Source organism: Rhodococcus sp. W8901 (assembly GCF_013348805.1).
GTDB lineage: Bacteria > Actinomycetota > Actinomycetes > Mycobacteriales > Mycobacteriaceae > Prescottella.
The window spans coordinates 1275271-1293829 of record NZ_CP054690.1; the positions used below are offsets into that span (position 1 = coordinate 1275271).

Consider the following 18559-nt stretch of genomic DNA (forward strand, 5'->3'; position numbering starts at 1 on the left):
AACCATCAGACCATGTCGTTTTTCTGCAACCAACGCAAGGTAGGCCAGCCACAGAAGACCGGCAGCCAACACGTCAGGACGCGGTACAGCAGTACGGACGGTACCGCGATCCCCACGGGCAGCCCGAAAGCGGTGAGGCCACCGATGAGTGCGGCTTCCACGGCGCCGACACCGCCCGGCGTCGGCGCAGCCGAGGCGAGGGTGCCGCCGATCATCGTGACGATCGTGACGGTGACGAACGTGGTGCCGCCGCCGAACGCCTCGACGCTGGCCCACAGGGCGAGCGCGGCGCCGAGGGTGGTGCCCGCGCTGCCGAGCACGATCAGCAGGAATCGGCCCGGGCTGCGCGCCAGTTGGGTCAGCGACCCCAGCACCTCGGTGAGCTGTGGGCGGACCTCGTCGTTGAGCCAGCGTCGCGCCTTCGGGATGAACATGAACGTGCCGATCGCACCGAGGGCGATGCCCGCGATGAGGTACAGCGTCGTGCCCTTGGGGACGAAGTGCGACAGGTCGGCGTCGCGCCCGGCCGCCACGCTGAAGAAGATCAGCAGCGCGATGTGGGTGACCACCTGCACGGTCTGCTGCAGCGCCACGGCCGCCGTGGCGCGGACCGTGCCGAGACCGCCCTTCTGCAGGAAACGCACGCTCAGTGCGAGCCCGCCGACGCCGGCCGGGGTGGTGGTGGCGGCGAACGTGTTCGCCACCTGCATGATCAGCAGGTCCCGGTAGCGCACGAGCTCGGATGCGCACGCCCACAGTGCCGCCGCCGCCCCGACGTAGGTGAGTGCCGACACCACCAGCCCGGCCAGTGCCCACCACCAGTTCGCCGTCTTCAGTTCGGTGAGGAACGTGGGGACCTGGCTGATGAACGGGTACGCGACGTAGACCAGGCCGATCAGCAGCACCAGCTGGATGATCTGGTTCCGGGTGAAGCGGGTGACCTGTTCGGGCGCGATCTTCTCGATGTCGGTCTGCCGGCCCACCTCGTCGCGGATCGCCGAGAGCATCGCCGACGAATCGGGGACGTGTTTGCGCAGCCGCGACGGCATCGCCGACTTGGTGAGCCGACCCGACGCGGCGAGGATCCGGTCGCGGCCCTGAGCGTCCAGTGCGGCCCGCACGGCCGGTTCCACGCCGAACAACGCTGCCGTGGTCAGCAGCAACTGCGCGGTGTCGGAGAGGACCTGTGCCTCGGTCGGCCCGAGCTCGGCGTACGCGAACCCGTCGAACAGGGCGCGGCCGTCGTCGATCCGGATCTCGCTCGCCCGCAGGTCTCCATGGGTGATCTGGTTGGTGTGGAGTTCGCCGAGCGATCGCCACATCATCTCGAGCAGGGTGTCGCGGGGTTCCGGGTGATCGGTGGCCAGCGTCGCGACGGGGGCGCCGTAGGAGACGGGGTGCGCGTACAGCTGCCATCCACGGTCCAGGGCGGACACCGCGATCGGCTTGGACGCCGCCAGGCCCGCATCGGCGACCGCGATGCCCATCAGGGCGCGGTGCTCGACGGCCCGCGCGAGCGACGCGTGCACCGGTGCACTCTCGCTGCTGCGCAGCGCCAGCCACTGCGAGACCTGTCGGATCGCGCCGCGGCTGCGCTGATTCTGTCCGTACAGTTCGACGATCAGTTCGGGCTCTCCGTCGTCGCGCGAGGCGCCGAGGATCAGCGGACCGCTGCCGGCCGGGGCGATCACCCGGAACGCGGTGATGCGGTGACCGAGCCGCTCCAGCGATTCCACCGCGGACTCGAGCGGCACCTCCAACGCCGGCGTGCCGACCACCAGGACGATGACGGCGCCGACCAGGTAGCCGACCGCCAGCCCCAGCATCGAGCGCGCGGGCACGATGGAGCTGACGATCAGGTGGATCGGCGCGAACGCCAGCAGCAGCGCCCACCACAGTCGCCGCCACCGCTTCGGCAGCCACGGCCCCGACACCGTCAGGACGGCCGCGAGCATCGCGATCCAGCGGGGGTCGTCGAGGAACTGGGACAGGAACGTGTTGAGGCGGTCCGAGACGTCGAGGTGCCACTGCGGAGCGGCCAGCCCGGTCCCGGTGAACGACAGTGCGAGCCCCGCGATCAGCCCGGCCGCGGCGTAGCCGGCCAGCAGCTTCCAGCGGCGTCCGACGATCAGCTGGATCAGGATCGCGAACGGCAGCGCGAGGATCGCGACCCCGTACAGGAGATAGACGGTGTCCGAGACCCCTGGCGACAGGATGCCGACGATGTCGGACACCGACGTCTCGAGCGCGTCCCATTCGCTGCGGGTGATCACCGAACCGGCGATGACCGCGCCGAGCAGGGTCAGCGCGATGACCACCCGCAGGATGTCGCTCGTGCGCCGGACCAACGGCTGCAGGAGGCTGCCGGTGACCGGGATGTCGCGCCCGTCAACTCGCAAGGGACACCACCAGTCGCACGCCGCCGAGCGGGCTGTCCTCGAACCGCGCCCGGCCCCCGTGGAGGTGGGCCTGCTGAGCTATCAACGCGAGGCCCAGTCCGGACCCGCCCTTCGCGGCGCCGCTGCCGCGTCGGAAGCGTTCGAACACCTCGGTTCGTTCCTCCTCGGGAATGCCGGTGCCGTCGTCGTCGACGGTGACGGTGACGGTGCCTGGCGCGTCCCGGCCTGCGCCGATCGACACGTGTCGCGCGCCGCCGTGACGGAAGGCGTTGGCGATGGCGTTGTCGAGCGCCAGCCGCAGTCCCGCCGGCAGTCCTCGCAGCACGAGACCGGGTGGGGCGTCGACCGTCACGGTGAGGCCGGGGTGCTGACGCTGTGCGTCCTCGGCGGCGAGGTCGCACAGCTCCGTCAGATCGGTGTCGACATGGTCCTTCTCGCTGGACAGTTCGCCCGACGCGAGGCGCTCGAGCGCGGTGAGGGTCGCCTCGACGCGACCCTGGGTGCGGATGAGGTCGCCGAGGATCTCGGCGCGCTGGTCGTCGGACAGATCGAGCGTGTCGAGCACCTCGAGGTCGGTCCGCATCGCGGTGAGCGGGGTTCGCAGTTCGTGTGCGGAGGCGGCCGCGAAGTCGCGCGCGGTGTCGAGGGCGGCGGCGGTGCGGGACTGCGCATCGGAGACGTCCTGCAGCATCGCGCCGGCGGCCGCGGCCAGTTCGTCGGCCTCGCGGACCCCGGACGCGGCGGTGGCGAGGTCGCGGTCGCGGCGGCTCACCCGATGGGTCAGTTCGACCAGGGGCCGCACCGCCCGCCCACCGAAGATCCAGCCGAGGCCGCCCGCGGCGACGATCGCGAGCACACCCACGAGCGCGACCTGCTGCTGTTGTTCGGTCGTCGGATCCTGCGCCTCCGCGAGCGGAACGGCCACAGACAGCAGCGCCGTGGATTCGGGCCCGAGCGGGGCGGTGAAGGTTCGGAACGGGGTGCCGCCGACGTCGACGGTGTGCGACCCGAGGTCGAGCGCGGGAAGCCGGCTCGACGTGCTGGAGACGACCTTGTCGCCCGCCCGGATCGTGACCGCGAACGCTCCGCCGTCGCCGAGGACGTTGAGGAACGGTGCGGCGGCGGGCGCGTTGACGACCAGCACCCGCGACGCGGTCTCGAGGCGTCGGTCCAGTTGCTGCAGGTTGTTCCGCGCGATCGCGAGCGCGAGGTAGACGCCGACGGCGGCGACGATGATCGTCGCTCCCAGTGCCGTCGCCATCGCGACCCGCGCGCGCAGCGAATGCGGGCGACTCACGCCGGTTCCCGGAGAACGAATCCCACGCCGCGCACCGTGTGCAGCAGCCTCGGTGTGCCGTCGGTTTCGAACTTGCGCCGCAGGTAGCCGACGAAGACGTCGACGACGTTGGTGTCGGCGACGAAGTCGTAGCCCCACACCAGATCCAGTAGCCGTTCCCGGCTGAGCACGACGCCGGCGTTGCGGGCCAGCACCTCGAGCAGCTCGAATTCCCGCTTGGTCAGCGGAATCTCGGTGTCGTCGAGCCACACGCGGCGGCCCGAGAGGTCGATGGACAGGGGGCCGACGGTCAGCGGCGGCTCGGTGCCGGGGCCGGCGGCGGCCGAGCGGCGTCGCAGCATCGCGCGGATCCGGGCGACGAGTTCGGCCAGGACGAACGGTTTGACGAGGTAGTCGTCCGCGCCGGATTCGAGGCCCGCGATGCGGTCGTCGACCGAGCTGCGGGCGCTGAGTACACAGATCGGGATGTCGTTGCCCATCCCGCGCAGCGCCGTGACCACACCGGTGCCGTCGAGCACGGGCATGTTCATGTCGAGCACGAGAGCGTCGGGCTCGACGTCGGCGATCACCCGCAGCGCGATCGCGCCGTCGGCCGCGGTGAGAACGGTGAATCCGGACAGCCGCAGCCCACGCTCGAGTGAGGCGAGAACATCCTGGTCGTCGTCCACGACCAGGACCGTCGCGGGTGTGGTCACGTGAGCATTGTGCCTGGAACGAGGGTCCGATTCGTGCATGATCGTCACCGGTCCGATTCCGGTGGCTGCAGGTGTCGGTGCGTGATGAGCACGTCCGCCACGCGCACGAATGCCTCCAGATCCGCGGCGGGGACACCGTCGAAAAGGTCGTGCGCGGCCTGCTGCCGCAGTTCCCGGATCCGCGCGGCGTCGGTGTGTCCGCGCTCGGTGAGGGCGACGATGTGGGCGCGGCGGTCGGTCGGATGGGGGTCACGCCGCAGGTGACCGGACTTCTCGAGCGCGTCGACCAGGGCGGTGACCTGGCGGGTGCTGCAGCGCAGGACGCTCGCGAGGTCGCGCTGCGTCATCGGCGGATTCTCGAGGACGTACAGCAGGGCGCGGGTGCGTGCCGTCGTCAGCCCGAAGGTGCGCATACCTGCAGCCGTCGACGACGACAGGTGCTCGGCCAGAAGGTAGGCGCGAGCCAGCGCATCGCGAGTGTCGGGGGTGTCGGGCACGGCGATGATGCTAATTCATTGTGAACACTGTTCACGAACCGTGCCCGACGGCCGGGTCACTGCACGCAGCGCTGCACCAGGGCGCCGATGCCCTCGATCCGAGTGGTGACGACGTTGCCGGGGACGAGGAAGCGCTGCGGGCTGCGTCCCACGCCCACGCCGGCCGGGGTGCCGGTGAACACGATGTCGCCGGGGCGCAGGGTGCACACCGCCGACAGGTGCGCGATCAACTCCGCGACCGGGAACATCATCTGCGAGGTGCGGCCCGACTGGACCGTCTCGCCGTCGATCTCGCACGTGATCGCGAGGTCGGTCGGGTCGGCGAACTCGTCCGGGGTGACCAGCCACGGGCCGGTCGGCCCGAAGCCGGGGTGCGACTTGGCCAGCGAGAACTGCGGTGCGGGGCCGGTCATCTGGGAGGTCCGCTCCGAGAAGTCCTGTCCGACAGTGAGCCCGGCGACGTGTGCCCACGCATCGGCCGCCGCCACGTCGGTCGCCTCGCGGCCGATGACGGCCACCAGTTCCACCTCCCAGTCGACGGTGTCGGTGGGCAGGCGCAGGTCCGTCTCGGGGCCGGTGAGGCAGCTCGCGAACTTGGTGAAGGTGGGCGGCGCGTCCGGCGCGTCGAGGCCCGTCTCCGCCGCGTGGTCCCGGTAGTTGAGGCCGATCGCGAACACCTGACTCGGCGCCGGAGATGGGGCGCCGAGGTCGCGGACCTCGAACGGGGCGCCGGAGGTGGTGACCGTGGCGGTGTCGGCGGCCGCCCACGTCGTGAAGGCCTCCCACTCGGCGTAGATGGCGGGCAGGTCGGGGCCGAAGCGTCCCGCGCTGGCGGTGTGGATGTCGACGGCCAGGTGTCCGTCGACGAGAACTGCTCGTCCGGAGAGGTTGGCGATGCGCACGGTCGTCACGTCCTGTCTGTGGTCGGGTGTGGACAGTAGATCCGAGAAATATCGGAAAAGCAATATAATTTCGAAACTTGACTCTCGATTCGCATCGTCCTGTACTTGCGGAATGGCACGAGCGAGCGGAACCCGCGCTGACGAGATCCACGCGCGGCTGCGAGCGGACATCCTCGGAGGTGTGCTCGCGCCGGGGGAGAAGCTCGCGTTCGGCCAGTTGCAGGCCCGCTACGACGCGAGCACCGGCGTCCTGCGGGAAGTCCTGCCCCGCCTCGTCGAGCGGGGGCTCGCGGTCTCCGAGGCGCAGCTCGGCTTCCGCGTGGTGCCGGTGTCCGTACCGGACCTGTTGGAGCTCACCGAGACCCGCGTGTTCGTCGAATCCGAGGCGCTGCGGCAGTCGATCGCGCACGGCGACGTCGAATGGGAGTCGGCGGTGCTCGCGGCGCGGCACACCCTCGCGCGGACGGCGGCCGTGGACGCGGACGGCAGGGTCGCCGAGGCGTGGCTGTCGGCGCACGGCAACTTCCACGGCGCACTCCTGCGCGCGTGTCCCAACGGGCGCCTGGTCCGAATCGCCGAATCGCTGCGCGACGTCTCGGAGGTGTACCGCTGCTGGAGTGTTCGCAGTGCAGAGTCCGAGAAACGCGACGTCGACGCCGAGCACGGACGGATCGCCGCGGCCGCCGTCGAACGGGACGTGGACCGCGCGGTGGACGAACTGCGACGGCACATCGAGTCGACGACTGCGCTGCTGATCGCCGGGGTGGACGCGTGATCGGGCTCGGCGACCTCGAGACCGCGGTGATGGACGTGCTGTGGAGCGTGGACGAATCGGTGCGGGTGCGGGACGTGATGGATCGACTGCAGTCGCCGCGGCCGCTCGCGTACACCACCGTGATGACCGTCCTCGACAACCTGCACACCAAGGGCATGGCGTCGCGGCAACGCGTCGGACGGGCCTATCGATATCGCGCCACCCGCAGCCGGGAGGAGACCGCGGCCGATCTGGTTCGTCAGGTGCTCCGGTCGAGCGGTGACGCCGAGCAGGTCATGCTGCACTTCGCGAACTCCGCCTCGGAGGACGAGTCGAGGATCCTGCGTCGGGCCGCGCGGCGTACACAGACGCGCCGACCGGGTGGCGTCGGGTGATCGCCGCGATCGGCCTCACGGTCGCCGCGGTGGTGCTCGGGTTCGCGGCGCCGCACTGGCTCGGCCTGCTCGCGGCACCCCACCGGCACCCACGGGTGGCCCTCGCGGCATGGCTGTCGTCGCAGGCGTTGTTCGTCGGTGTGGTGGCGGCCGTGCCCCTCGTCCTCTGGGTGCGGCCGGGGGACCGCTGGCACCTCCTGCCGTCGTCGACGCTGTCGTGTGTCAACTCCCTGCGCCGGAACGGCACTGTTCCTTGGTTTTCCGCGGTCGAGGCAACGCTCTGGGGCGCCGGTCTGCTGGTGCTCGGACGGATCGTGGTCGTCGTCTCGCGGGCTCTGCTCCGCCATCGCCGAGTCACCGAGGAGCACGCGTCGGTGTTGCGTCTGGTGGGCCGGCCCACCGTGACCGACGGCGACGACGTCTTCCACCTCGTCGGGCAGGGCGTCGCGGCGTACAGCATCGGCGGCCGCTCCCCGGCGATCGTGTTGGGAACCGGTGTACGCGAACTCGATCCGTCGGCCCGGGCGGCGGTCCTGGCCCACGAACGCGCCCATCTGACCGGGCGTCACCACCTGCTGGTGGCGTGGGCAGACGCACTGGATGCTGCCGTCCCGTTCGTCCCGGTGGCGCGGGTGGGGGCAACGTGGATTCGTGTGCTGGTGGAGTTGTCCGCGGACCGTCACGCCGCCGCGTCGTGCGGTTCGGGAGCGGTGTGCGCCGCGCTCGAGAGTTGGCACGGCGAGGCGCGGGACCCTCGGCCGGCGGCGATGTCGGCCGCGGGCTTCGTCGAGGATCGGGTGGTGTGGCTCTCGGGACTGCGCGCGCCGCGTCGTGGAGCGCAGGTCCTGCACTATCCGCTCGCGCTCGCCCTGTCGGCGCTGCCGGTGCTGGCGACGTTCTCCGCCCTGGTCGCGGCGCTCGCGGCCTCCTGCGCGATCTTCGGCGGCTGACCCGTACCGGACCGCTCGGCCGGCGCGGTGCAGGCGGGTCCGCAGAGCAAATACCTCCCGCCGCTGAAGGTTTCGGTCACGGTGTGCCGATCCCGCTCGTCGGCGGAGGCCTCGGAACTACTAAGGATGATAGTAGTTCCATGTACGATCACCGATTGGTAGTCGTGGGCGAGTGTGCATGGAACGAACGGAGGACGGATGGCGTCGCGGAGCAAGCTCTTCGGGATCAGGCGGGACGTATGGCTGCTCGGAGCGCTCGGCGTCGTCGCGCTCGTACTGGCCGGGGTTCTCGTGCTGGAACGGATGCGCACCACGGACGAGCCGACCTCGGCGGCGGTGGCAGCCACCGAAGGTCTCGAGGCCGGAATCGGGCCGGTCGGCGACATGGCCCGCCGGGTGGACGGCGACCCGTTGGCGCGCGGACCGGTCGACGCTCCGGTGGTGCTGGTCGTGTACTCGGACTATCGCTGCCCCTTCTGCGCGAAGTTCAGTCACGACACCGAACCCCAGCTCGTCGACAAGTACGTCGAGGCGGGAAAGCTGCGGATCGAATGGCGCGACCTGCCGATCTTCGGAGAGGAGTCGATGGTCGCCGCGCGGGCCGGCCGGGCCGCGGCCGCGCAGGGCAAGTTCTGGGAGTTCAACTCGGCTCTCTACGCCGCCGCGCCGGATCGCGGACATCCGACCTTCGACCAGGCCGCACTTCGGGGGTTCGCGGAACAGGCCGGTGTGCCGGACCTGGATCGCTTCGCGCGTGACGCCGCGGACACCTCGGTGGACACCGAGATCGCGTCGGACGTCATGGAGGCCAACATGATCGGAGTGTCGAGCACACCGTCGTTCGTGGTCGACGGCTATCCCGTGCTCGGCGCCCAGCCGCTGTCGGTCTTCGAGCAGTTGATCGCGAAGACCGGTGGGCAACTTCCGTGACCGACATCGGACTGCTCGGTGCGCTGTTGGGCGGTCTGCTCTCACTGGTAAGTCCCTGTTCGGCGTTGCTACTGCCGTCCTTCTTCGCCTACGCCTTCGACGGTGTGGGACGGCTCGCAGCCCGGACCGCGGTGTTCTACGTCGGCCTCGCGGTGGTGCTGGTGCCGCTCGGCGCCGGCCTCGGGGCGATGGGATCGTTGCTGACCCAGCACCGCGAGACGGTGACGACGGTCAGCGGTCTGGTGCTGATCGCGCTCGGTGTGATGACGGTGTTCGGCCGGGGATTCGCGTTCGCTCCCGCGCAACGCGCGGCGGGATCCGTCCGCATCTCCGGGACCGTGTCGGTGTTCGCGCTCGGAGCGGTCTACGGGTTCGCCGGGTTCTGTTCCGGGCCCCTGCTCGGCAGCGTTCTCACGATCGCGGTGGCCGGGGGCGGTGCCGGCTACGGCGGACTGCTGATGGCCGTCTACGCGCTCGGGATGACCGTGCCGCTCTTCGTGCTGGCGTTGCTCTGGGATCGATTCGAACTGGGACGGCGTCAGTGGTTGCGGGGCAAGCAGATCGCGCTCGGCCCGGTGCGTCTACACACGACGTCGCTGGTGTCGGGCCTGCTGTTCGTGGCACTCGGGGCCCTCTTTCTCGTCACGGACGGGACGGCGAACCTCGGCAGTGTGATGGGCGTGGACGACCAGTTCTCGCTCCAGGTCACGTTGAGTGAATGGGCCCGGAACGTCTCCGACGCGGGGATCCTGCTGGCGCTCGTGCTGGTGCTGTTCACGGTGGTGGCGGTGCGGGTGGTGCGTCGGCGCCGATCCGAGTCCGCGGCGTCGGAGCCGGATCCGGGCCAGGGCGGCTGAACTACCGTGGGTGGCGCACCGCATGCACCATCGACGGAGAGGACGACGTGGCCGAGTCTCTTGTGTGGTTTCGGCGCGATCTGCGACTGGCGGACCTGCCGACGTTGAGTTCGGCGGGGGAGCGCGCGTTGGGGTTGTTCGTCCTCGACGACCGGCTGCTCGGTCCGTCCGGCGGTCCCCGTCGAGACTTCCTGTGCCGCAGCCTCGTCGCGCTCGACGAGCGGATGGACGGGCGGCTGCTGGTGATGCGCGGCGATCCTGCCGAGGTGGTCCCTCGGGTCGCGAAAGCCGTTGGTGCGCGGGAGGTGCACGTCAGCGCCGACTACGGGCCGTACGGGCGGGAGCGCGACGCGGCGGTGGCCGAGCAGGTCGAGTTGGTGGCCACGGGCTCGCCGTACGCGATCGCGCCGGGCCGGGTGACCAAGGACGACGGCACCCCGTACAAGGTGTTCACGCCGTGGTTCAAGCGGTGGCTCGACCACGGCTGGCGCGGGCCCGCGCAGACCGGCGTGGACACCGTCGCGTGGATCGACCCGGATGACGTTGGCGGGCTGCGTGATCGAGTGGCGATTCCGGCACCGTCGGAGCCGGGCCTCGAGGCGGGCGAGAGCGCGGCACTGACGCGGTGGCGGGAGTTCTGCGACGACGACCTGATCCGCTACGACCACGAACGTGACCGTCCGGACCTCGACACCACCAGCCGGATGTCGGTGTACCTCAAGTTCGGCAACATCCACCCGCGCACCATGCTCGCGGATCTGGCGCGCCGGCGCAGCCGCGGCGCCGAGCAGTACCGGCGCCAGCTCGCGTGGCGAGACTTCTACGCGGACATCCTGTTCCAGCGTCCCGACAGCGCGCGCCGCAACTACGACCGCAGATTCGATGCGATCCGGCACGACGCCGGACTCGACGCCGACGCCTTGTTCGATGCGTGGTGCGCGGGCCGCACCGGGTACCCGATCGTCGATGCCGGCATGCGGCAGCTGGCCGTCGAGGGGTGGATGCACAACCGGGTGCGGATGATCGTGGCGTCGTTCCTCGTCAAGGACCTGCACCTGCCCTGGTGGCGCGGCGCGCGGTACTTCATGCAGCAGTTGGTGGACGGCGATCTGGCGTCGAATCAGCACGGCTGGCAGTGGACCGCCGGGTCCGGCACCGACGCGGCCCCGTACTTCCGGGTGTTCAACCCGATCAGCCAGGGCGAGAAGTTCGATCCGACGGGCGAGTACGTGCGGCGGTGGGTGCCCGAACTGCGCGGCGTCGAGGGCAAGGCGGTGCACGCGTTGAAGGCCGGGCGCCCCGACGACTATCCCGGCCAGGTCGTCGACCACGCCGAGGAGCGGCGCGAGGCGCTGGCGCGCTACGGCGAACTGGGCTGATCGCCCGGGTGTCCCACTGGGTGGACACCCCCACTTTCGAGACCGCTGGCTGCGGTATAGCCTCGGCCCGCCCCTCGACGGAAGGTTTCATGGTGTCCCAGATCGCTCCTCCTGACGTGTTCGCGCCGGCCAAGCTGGGCCCGATCACGCTGCGCAACCGCATCATCAAGTCGGCGACGTTCGAGGGACGGACGCCGCAAGCGCTGGTCACGGACGAGCTGATCGAGTTCCATCGCCAGCCGGCCGCGGGCGGTGTCGGCATGACGACCGTCGCGTACTGCGCCGTGCAGCCCGAGGGGCGCACCGAACGCGGGCAGCTGTGGATGCGTCCCGAGGTGGTGCCGGGACTGCGCAGGCTGACCGACGCCATCCACGCCGAGGGCGCCGCGGCGTCCGCGCAGATCGGGCACGCCGGTCCGGTCGCGAACGAGAAGTCCAACCGGCTGCCGGCGCTGGCACCGTCGACGTCGTTCAACCCCATGAGCATGAAGAAGATCCACGCCGCGACCGCCGCCGACATCGCACGGATCACCCAGGCGCACGCCGACGCCGCCAAGTTCGCGATCGAGGGCGGCTTCGACGCCGTCGAGATCCATTTCGGCCACAACTACTTCGCGAGTTCGTTCCTGAGCCCCAAGCTGAACAAGCGCAAGGACAACTACGGCGGATCGCTCGAGAACCGGGCGCGGATCGTGCTGGAGACTGCGCGTGCCGTACGCGAGGCCGTCGGTGACCGGATCGCGATCCTCGCCAAGCTCAACATGGACGACGGCGTGCCCGGCGGCTTCTGGGTGGACGAGGCGATCCAGGTGGCCCAGTGGCTCGAGGCCGACGGCAGCCTCGACGCCCTCGAACTCACCATGGGCAGTTCGCTGCTGAACCCGATGTACCTGTTCAAGGGCGACGCCCCGGTCCGCGACTTCGCCAACGCGATGCCGCAGCCGATCAAGCTCGGCGTGCAAATGGTCGGCAAGGCGTTCATCAAGACCTACCCGTACGAGCCGCTGTTCATGCTCGAGGAGGCCCGGCAGATCCGGGCTGCGGTGAAGATGCCGCTGGTGCTGCTGGGCGGCGTGACCGACAAGGCCGGCATGGACACCGCGATGGCCGAGGGCTTCGAGTTCGTCGCGATGGCCCGCGCGCTGCTGCGGGAGCCGGACCTGATCAACCGCATCGAGGCCGAGTCGCGCACCCGGTCGCTGTGCATCCACTGCAACAAGTGCATGCCGACGATCTTCTCGGGTGCTCGCTGCGTCCTGGTCGATCCGGTGCCCGTCCGCCGCTAGCGTGCCGGGCGAGCCGTCAGATGCACGCCCACGCGTACTCGACGGCCGCCCGGACGTCGGCGGCCCACTCGCTCCAGACGGACTCGTGTGTCAGCAGGTCGGCCACGGAACACAACGCGTCGGTGGCCTCGCGCACGATCTCGAGCACAAGATGGAACTGGTAGCCGCCGACGGTGGCCAGGTGGACGTAGTCGGTGGCGTGCGGCGACGCGTGCAGCGACTGCACGTCCAGCGGGCCGCCGTCACGCGCGGTGGCGGCGCCCAGTTCGACGAGTTCGACCAGCGCGGCGACCGGTGCATGCGGACCGGGCAGTGGCAGCGGATCGGTTTCCGTCGCAACAAGCTCCGCGGACACCAAGGCGGCCGGGAGGTCCAGGTCGACGTTCTCGGACGCCGCCGCCGCGGTGAGCCGGCCACGGGTGCGCGCCGATGCGGCCGCGAGCTGCGCCGCCACCCGCTCGCCCGCGGATGATTCCAGCGCAGCCAGGATGCGGAGTCGTTCGGCGGCCGACCCGAGCAGTGTCCACACGGTTGTCATGCGTCCGGCCTCGAACGGCGCGACGGCGTCGAGCAGCGTGTTCAGGATCTCGTCGTACTGGGCGATCGACGCGATCAAACGTATGCCCGGTCCGTCGGCCCAGTCGGGATCGGTGGACCGCTCCTTGCGTTCCGACTCGCGGAGGGCGTTCAGGTCCCGCTCCAGGCACGCCTGGACCGTCGCGACGAATTCGCGCAGCAGGGCACCCTGGTTCGACAGCTCCACGCCCTCGGTGTCGTGCAGGAAATGGCGCCGCGGGCTGTTCGCGACGAGATCACGCAGGAGGGCGTGGACGGACGGCGTGGCGACTGCGGACAATTCTCCCCCTCGGGCAAATGCGAATCGGTGGCGTCGAATCGAGGATCGGGTGAAACCCTGTCCGTGAACCTACCGTGATTGTACCGTGATGGTCAAGGATGGCGCATGTCCTGACCTGCGGGTTTGGGTGATTGAACTTATATGTCGTTTGGTCGAATTGATTCGACTGGTCCCATTTATCCGAAATAGGAAAGGCTCCGCACCTTGCGGTGCGGAGCCTTTCCGTCGACGGCGGTTCCTATCCGCGCAGCAGCTTCTCGAGCTCCTCGAGGACCGAGGGATCCTCGATCGTGGACGGCACGGTGTACTCGGCGTTGTCGGCGATCTGACGCATCGTCTTGCGCAGGATCTTGCCGGAGCGGGTCTTCGGCAGCGCCTGCACGACGGTGACGTCGCGGAACGTGGCGACGGCGCCGATCTGCTCGCGCACCATCGCGACCAGTTCCTTGCGCAGCACCTCGTCGTCGATCTCCACACCCGCCTTGAGGACGACGTAGCCGCTGGGGCGCTGGCCCTTGAGTTCGTCGTGGATGCCGATGACGGCGCACTCGGCAACCGCCGGGTGCCCGGCGACCACGGCCTCCATGCTGCCCGTCGAAAGCCGGTGCCCGGCAACGTTGATGACGTCGTCGCTGCGGCCGAGGACGAAGACATAGCCGTCCTCGTCGATGTAGCCGGAGTCGCCCGTGAGGTAGTACCCGTCGAACGTCGACAGGTACGACTTCACGTACCGGTCCTCGTCGCGCCACAGCCCGGCCAGGGTGCCCGGGGGCAGCGGCAGGGCGATCACGATGTTGCCCTCGGTGCCGGCCGAGACGGGGGCGCCCTCGCCGTCGACGATGCCCACCCGGTAGCCGGGGACGGGCACGGTGGGGGAGCCGGCCTTGATCGGCATCGGTTCCAGCCCACGCATGTTCGCGCAGATCGCCCAGCCGGTCTCGGTCTGCCACCAGTGGTCGATCACCGGGACGCCGAGCTTCTCGGTGGCCCAGACGTACGTGTCGGGGTCGAGGCGCTCGCCGGCCGCGAACAGCGTCGTCATCGACGAGATGTCGTACTTGGCAAGCTCGTTCGCATCCGGGTCGGCCTTGCGGATGGCGCGGATCGCGGTGGGGGCGGTGAACAGCGCGGAGACGTTGTGCTCCTGGACGACTCGCCAGAACGCGCCGGCGTCGGGCGTGCCGACGGGCTTGCCCTCGTACATCACCGTGGTCGCACCCGCGAGCAGCGGCGCGTAGACGATGTAGGAGTGGCCCACGACCCAGCCGACGTCGGACGCGGTCCACATGACCTGGCCGGGACCGATGTCGTAGATGTTGCGCATCGACCACGTCAGCGCGACGGCGTGACCACCGTTGTCCCGGACGACGCCCTTGGGCTTTCCGGTGGTGCCGGAGGTGTAGAGGATGTACAGCGGGTCCGTGGCCGCAACGGAGACCGGCGCGGCATCGGTTGCGTCGGCGGCAAGTTCGTCCCAGTCGAACCACGCCGCGCCGCGGTCGCGGTAGTCGGCGGCCGAGCCGGGGATCGTCTCGCGGTTCTTGACGATGACGGTGTGCGGCGGGTGCGCCGACATCCCCAGCGCCTGATCGACCATCGGCAGGTACTCGATGGTGCGGCCGGGTTCGAGGCCGCCCGAGGCGGTGACCAGCACGACGGGCTGGGCGTCGTCGATGCGGGTGGCGAGCTCCTTGGCGGCGAAGCCGCCGAACACGACCGAGTGGACGGCGCCGATGCGCGCGCACGCGAGCATCGCGATCGCGGCCTCGGGGATCATCGGCATGTAGATGATGACGCGGTCGCCGGCGACGACACCCTGCTCGGCGAGCACACCCGCGAAGCGCGCGACCTCCGCCAGCAGTTCGGCATAGGTGTACGTGCGCTGGGCCGGAACCATGGCCGAGTCGTAGATCAGCGCGGCCTGGTCGCCGTGGCCGTCGCGCACGTGCCGGTCGAGCGCGTTGAAGCACGTGTTGAGGGCGGCGTCCGGGAACCAGCGGTACGCGGGCGCGTTCGAGTCGTCGAGGGCGCGGGTCGGCGCGGTGTCCCACTCGACGGCGTCGGCGGCGGCGAGCCAGAACTTCTCCGGCTGCTCCACGCTCTGGCGGAAGGCCTCGGCGTACGCGCCTGTTGCGTGCTCGGCTGGGCTCATCGATTCGTGTCCTCTCGGTAACTGACCACGCATCTGTGATGCACACAACACATTATTCGACCGGTGGTCGTTCGACGTGTCGGTCCGCCCTCCGTGGGTTCGGCGTGCGCCGGACGGTGGGGAACGGTCGGTGAACGGCATGGACGGTTGTCCGAGTCACCGTCGGCGCAGGCTCCGGTAGTGCGCGCGCAGGTCGGTGTCGAGATGCTCGGTCGCGTAGCTCAGCGCGGTCGCGCCCATGTCGGCGGCGTGCTCGTCGAGGAATCCGGTGAGCAGGACGCGGTCCACCCGCTTGCCCACCTCCCGCAACATCCACCCGGTCGCCTTCTGCGTCAGGTCGCGCCGATCCCCGAGGACGCGGGCCGCCATCGCGAGGGTGGTCGACGCGTCACCGTTGCGGACGAATCCGAACGTCGTCAGCAGCGCAACCCGGCGGCGCCACAGGTCCTCGTCGGTTCCCAGCTCGAAGACGAGATCGCGAGGACGGTCGTACAGCCAGTCGCCGAGGATGTACGGGGCGGACTGGTCCACCAGGTCCCAGTTGTTCACCCGTCCCCGTCGGACCGCCGCGAGATAGCTGTCCGCGATCCGTCCACGCGCGGCGTCGTCCCGCGTGCGAGCCGCGCTCGCCCGGCCGAACTGTTCGACCAGGATCAGCAGGCCCGCGAGGCGGTGCTCGTGGACGGGGGAGTCGAGCAGGACGTCGACCTCGGTGAGCGGGAGTGCGGCGAACTGCTTCGCGAGCTTGCGGATCGCGGGCACCCGCACCCCGATGAAGACGTCGCCCTCGCCGTACTCACCGGGGCCGGTCTTGAAGAACCGCTGGAGGTGCTGCGCGTCGCCCGCGTCGGCGTTCTCGGCCAGCGCGTCGGCCACCTGGGAGACATCGGGCATGGTCGGACCCTGCCACATCCGGGATCCGTACGGTGGAGCCATGACGCTCATCGCCGAAGATCTGCTGCTGTTGCTGCTCGACGACGAGTCCGGCACCCCGCTCGTGGACGGCACGAAACTGCCCCGCGTGCTCGCCGGCGCCGTGCTGCTCGAGCTCGCCCTCGACGGCTACGTCACGCCCGCCGAGGCGGGGGAGGACGTCAAGAAGGGTCGCCTGGCCGTGCGACTCGACGGGACCCCCGACGATCCGATCCTCGCTCGCACCCTCGACGTGATCCGCGATGTCGGCCGGCCGATGAAGCCCGAGACCGTGATCGAGAAGCTCGACGCCGAACTGCGGATCGCGGTGTTCGAGCGGGTGATCGGCCGCGGCTGGGTTCGCGAGAGCCGCCGCAAGGTTCTCGGGATCTTCCCCACGAAGACATGGCCGCCGGTCGACGAGAGCCACGAGCGTGCGGTCCGGGACCAGCTGTCCGGCGTTCTGATCGAGGGCCTGGACCCCGGTCCCCGCACCGCCGCGCTGGTCTCGTTGCTGTCCGCCGTCGACGCCGCGGCCAAGGCGTTCCCCGACGCCGATCGCAAGGCGATCCGCAAGCGTGCCAAGGATATTGCGGACGGCGAATGGGCGGGAGCCGCGGTGCGCAAGGCCGTCGACGCGATCAACACCGCCGTCATGGTGGCCGTCATCGTGCCGGCGGCCATGATCGGCAGTTCCTGACCCCTGCCGGCCGGGTTCAACTGCCGAACGGCCACAGCGCCACCCCGTCGATGTTCGCGACGTCGGACGTTCAGATCACTCGCGTCCGGCCGAGATCCACTGCGGTCCATTGAAGGTGAGATTTCTGCCGCCTGCGGCCATGTCGGCCGCACCGTCGAGGCACGTCAGCTGTTCGTCGGACAGCGATATCGACAGCGACGCGGCATTCTCGTCGATCCGTGTCGCTCGCCGAGTTCCTGGGATCGGTACGACGGGTATGCCCATCCGCGTGCCGCGGGAGTAGAGCCAGGCCAGGGCAGCCTGAGCCGGCGTTGCGCCAATCTCGTCGGCGATCGACCGGACGATGTCGACGACCGCTTGGTTCGCCTCGAAGTTCTGATCGAATCGCGACTGTCCGGCGCGCATGGAGTTCGCGACGGACTCCTTCGTCAGCGTGCCGGTGAGAAATCCCCGACCCAGCGGAGAGTACGGAACGAATCCGGCGCCGACCTCGATCGCCGCAGGCACCACGTGCCGTTCCACATCACGCGACCAGATGCTCCACTCGCTCTGAACGGCCGCCACCGGATGTACAGCCGCCGCTGCGCGTAACTCGGTGCCGGTCACTTCCGACAGGCCGACGTGTCGAATCTTGCCCTCGCGGACGAGCTCGGCCATAGCGCCGACCGTTTCCTCGATCGGTCGGTCGAGTTCGCGTCGGTGCATGTAGTACAGGTCGATGACATCGGTTCCCAGCCGCCGCAACGACGCTTCGCAAGCCGACTTCACGTAGTCTCGATCGCCCCTGATCGAGTTGCCGCCCGCGCTGCCCCCGACCGTGCCGGTTATTCCGAACTTCGTCGCCAGCCGCACCTCGTCGCGCCGGTGCCTCAGCACTTCTGCGATGAGTTCCTCGTTGGTTCCGGCGGGCCCCTCGGCGCCCGGGCGGGGTTCACCGTACACATCGGCCGTGTCGATGAAGGAGATCCCGATGTCGATGGCGTGGTTGATGGTTTGCAGGGCCTCTGCCGGATCCGACCGGCCGTAGACATGGCTGAATGCCATAGCTCCGAGGCCCATTCGGCTAACCGAGAGACCATCACCGAGTTCCACGGTTGATACGACATCAGGATTGGTGGGGGAGTGTTCTGTCATGCCGGTTGACCTTGTCTCTCGCGGATGGAGGTATCGGTAATCGGGGTGTCGTCGCAGTCGAGGCCGTCCGCTATGAGTCCGCGGTAATGGCGGATCTTGTCGTCGACGGCAGCGAGGTCCTCGCGCAGCTCGGCGAGCTGACTCGCCACTCGCGCGCGGTGTTCCTCCAGCAATGACATGCGCCGACCGTGACTCGCGGCCCCCTCGTCGTACATCGCGAGGAACCGGCGGACCTCCGCCACCGGCATGCCCGTGCGTTTGAGCCGGACGATGAGCTGGATGATCCGAATGGATGCATCGTCGTATCGGCGTCGTCCGTCGGTGTCACGCGCAACGCGTGGAATGAGACCCTCGCGCTCGTACCAGCGAAGCGTGTCCTGCGTGAGACCTGTGACCTCTGCTACAGATGCGATTCCCAGTGAAGCGGTCATGATTGCGACGCTAGGCGCTGGAGTGCACTCCAA

General features: G+C 69.5%; 18 protein-coding genes. 8 read left to right on the plus strand and 10 right to left on the minus strand.

Features of this window, described 5'->3' with window-relative positions:
- Positions 1-5: 5 nt before the first annotated feature.
- The 5 genes from HUN07_RS06050 to HUN07_RS06070 are packed head-to-tail and all read right to left on the minus strand — an operon-like array spanning position 6 to position 5790.
- Positions 6-2399 carry a lysylphosphatidylglycerol synthase transmembrane domain-containing protein gene (locus HUN07_RS06050; RefSeq protein ID WP_174908514.1) on the minus strand — a complete coding sequence of 798 codons (2394 nt, stop codon included), beginning with the start codon at positions 2397-2399 and terminating at the stop codon, positions 6-8.
- A complete protein-coding gene (locus HUN07_RS06055; RefSeq protein ID WP_174908516.1) occupies positions 2389-3696 on the minus strand; it encodes a sensor histidine kinase in 1308 nt (435 codons plus the stop codon). The genes HUN07_RS06050 and HUN07_RS06055 overlap by 11 nt, the downstream gene beginning before the upstream one ends.
- Positions 3693-4430 carry a response regulator transcription factor gene (locus HUN07_RS06060; RefSeq protein ID WP_114723010.1) on the minus strand — a complete coding sequence of 246 codons (738 nt, stop codon included), beginning with the start codon at positions 4428-4430 and terminating at the stop codon, positions 3693-3695. Before HUN07_RS06060 ends, HUN07_RS06055 begins: the two co-directional genes overlap by 4 nt.
- 5 nt (positions 4431-4435) lie before the next feature.
- Positions 4436-4888: a MarR family winged helix-turn-helix transcriptional regulator gene (locus tag HUN07_RS06065; protein WP_254622816.1), complete on the minus strand. Its 453-nt coding sequence runs from the start codon at positions 4886-4888 to the stop codon at positions 4436-4438.
- 56 nt (positions 4889-4944) lie between these two features.
- A complete protein-coding gene (locus tag HUN07_RS06070; protein ID WP_174914486.1) occupies positions 4945-5790 on the minus strand; it encodes a fumarylacetoacetate hydrolase family protein in 846 nt (281 codons plus the stop codon).
- 112 nt (positions 5791-5902) lie between these two features.
- Between HUN07_RS06070 and HUN07_RS26850 the strand changes: the two genes are divergently transcribed.
- The 7 genes from HUN07_RS26850 to HUN07_RS06100 all read left to right on the plus strand — a co-directional run bounded on the left by HUN07_RS26850 (position 5903) and on the right by HUN07_RS06100 (position 12341).
- On the plus strand, positions 5903-6565 hold the full coding sequence (locus tag HUN07_RS26850; protein ID WP_114722938.1) for a GntR family transcriptional regulator: 663 nt from the start codon (positions 5903-5905) through the stop codon (positions 6563-6565).
- Positions 6565-6939 (plus strand): BlaI/MecI/CopY family transcriptional regulator, encoded by a 375-nt coding sequence (locus tag HUN07_RS26855; RefSeq protein ID WP_258558012.1) that lies wholly within the window; start codon positions 6565-6567, stop codon positions 6937-6939. Before HUN07_RS26850 ends, HUN07_RS26855 begins: the two co-directional genes overlap by 1 nt.
- Positions 6936-7889 (plus strand): M56 family metallopeptidase, encoded by a 954-nt coding sequence (locus HUN07_RS06080; protein WP_174908519.1) that lies wholly within the window; start codon positions 6936-6938, stop codon positions 7887-7889. The genes HUN07_RS26855 and HUN07_RS06080 overlap by 4 nt, the downstream gene beginning before the upstream one ends.
- Positions 7890-8087: 198 nt before the next feature.
- Positions 8088-8819 (plus strand): DsbA family protein, encoded by a 732-nt coding sequence (locus HUN07_RS06085; protein WP_114722941.1) that lies wholly within the window; start codon positions 8088-8090, stop codon positions 8817-8819.
- Positions 8816-9676: a cytochrome c biogenesis CcdA family protein gene (locus HUN07_RS06090; protein WP_174908521.1), complete on the plus strand. Its 861-nt coding sequence runs from the start codon at positions 8816-8818 to the stop codon at positions 9674-9676. Before HUN07_RS06085 ends, HUN07_RS06090 begins: the two co-directional genes overlap by 4 nt.
- Before the next feature lie 47 nt (positions 9677-9723).
- Positions 9724-11055, plus strand: coding sequence for a cryptochrome/photolyase family protein (locus tag HUN07_RS06095; protein ID WP_174908523.1), 1332 nt, complete (start codon positions 9724-9726; stop codon positions 11053-11055).
- Between the two features lie 89 nt (positions 11056-11144).
- Positions 11145-12341 carry an NADH:flavin oxidoreductase gene (locus HUN07_RS06100; protein WP_174908525.1) on the plus strand — a complete coding sequence of 399 codons (1197 nt, stop codon included), beginning with the start codon at positions 11145-11147 and terminating at the stop codon, positions 12339-12341.
- Positions 12342-12357: 16 nt separating this feature from the next.
- Here the strand turns inward: HUN07_RS06100 and HUN07_RS06105 are convergent, their stop codons facing one another.
- The 3 genes from HUN07_RS06105 to HUN07_RS06115 form a co-directional block, all read right to left on the minus strand.
- Positions 12358-13197, minus strand: a complete 840-nt coding sequence (locus tag HUN07_RS06105) for a hypothetical protein (protein WP_174908527.1) — start codon at positions 13195-13197, stop codon at positions 12358-12360.
- 238 nt (positions 13198-13435) lie between these two features.
- Positions 13436-15349, minus strand: a complete 1914-nt coding sequence (locus HUN07_RS06110) for a propionyl-CoA synthetase (RefSeq protein WP_174908529.1) — start codon at positions 15347-15349, stop codon at positions 13436-13438.
- Positions 15350-15505: 156 nt separating this feature from the next.
- Positions 15506-16243: a DNA alkylation repair protein gene (locus HUN07_RS06115; RefSeq protein ID WP_174908531.1), complete on the minus strand. Its 738-nt coding sequence runs from the start codon at positions 16241-16243 to the stop codon at positions 15506-15508.
- 40 nt (positions 16244-16283) lie between these two features.
- Between HUN07_RS06115 and HUN07_RS06120 the strand changes: the two genes are divergently transcribed.
- On the plus strand, positions 16284-16961 hold the full coding sequence (locus HUN07_RS06120) for a GOLPH3/VPS74 family protein (RefSeq protein ID WP_174908532.1): 678 nt from the start codon (positions 16284-16286) through the stop codon (positions 16959-16961).
- A gap of 75 nt (positions 16962-17036) precedes the next feature.
- On the opposite strand, the gene HUN07_RS06125 is transcribed toward HUN07_RS06120, so the two are convergent.
- The gene (locus HUN07_RS06125; RefSeq protein WP_174908534.1) at positions 17037-18095 is read right to left on the minus strand and encodes an aldo/keto reductase; all 1059 of its coding nucleotides are present in this window, start codon (positions 18093-18095) and stop codon (positions 17037-17039) included.
- Positions 18092-18526: a MerR family transcriptional regulator gene (locus tag HUN07_RS06130; RefSeq protein ID WP_174908535.1), complete on the minus strand. Its 435-nt coding sequence runs from the start codon at positions 18524-18526 to the stop codon at positions 18092-18094. The genes HUN07_RS06125 and HUN07_RS06130 overlap by 4 nt, the downstream gene beginning before the upstream one ends.
- Positions 18527-18559 lie beyond the last annotated feature (33 nt).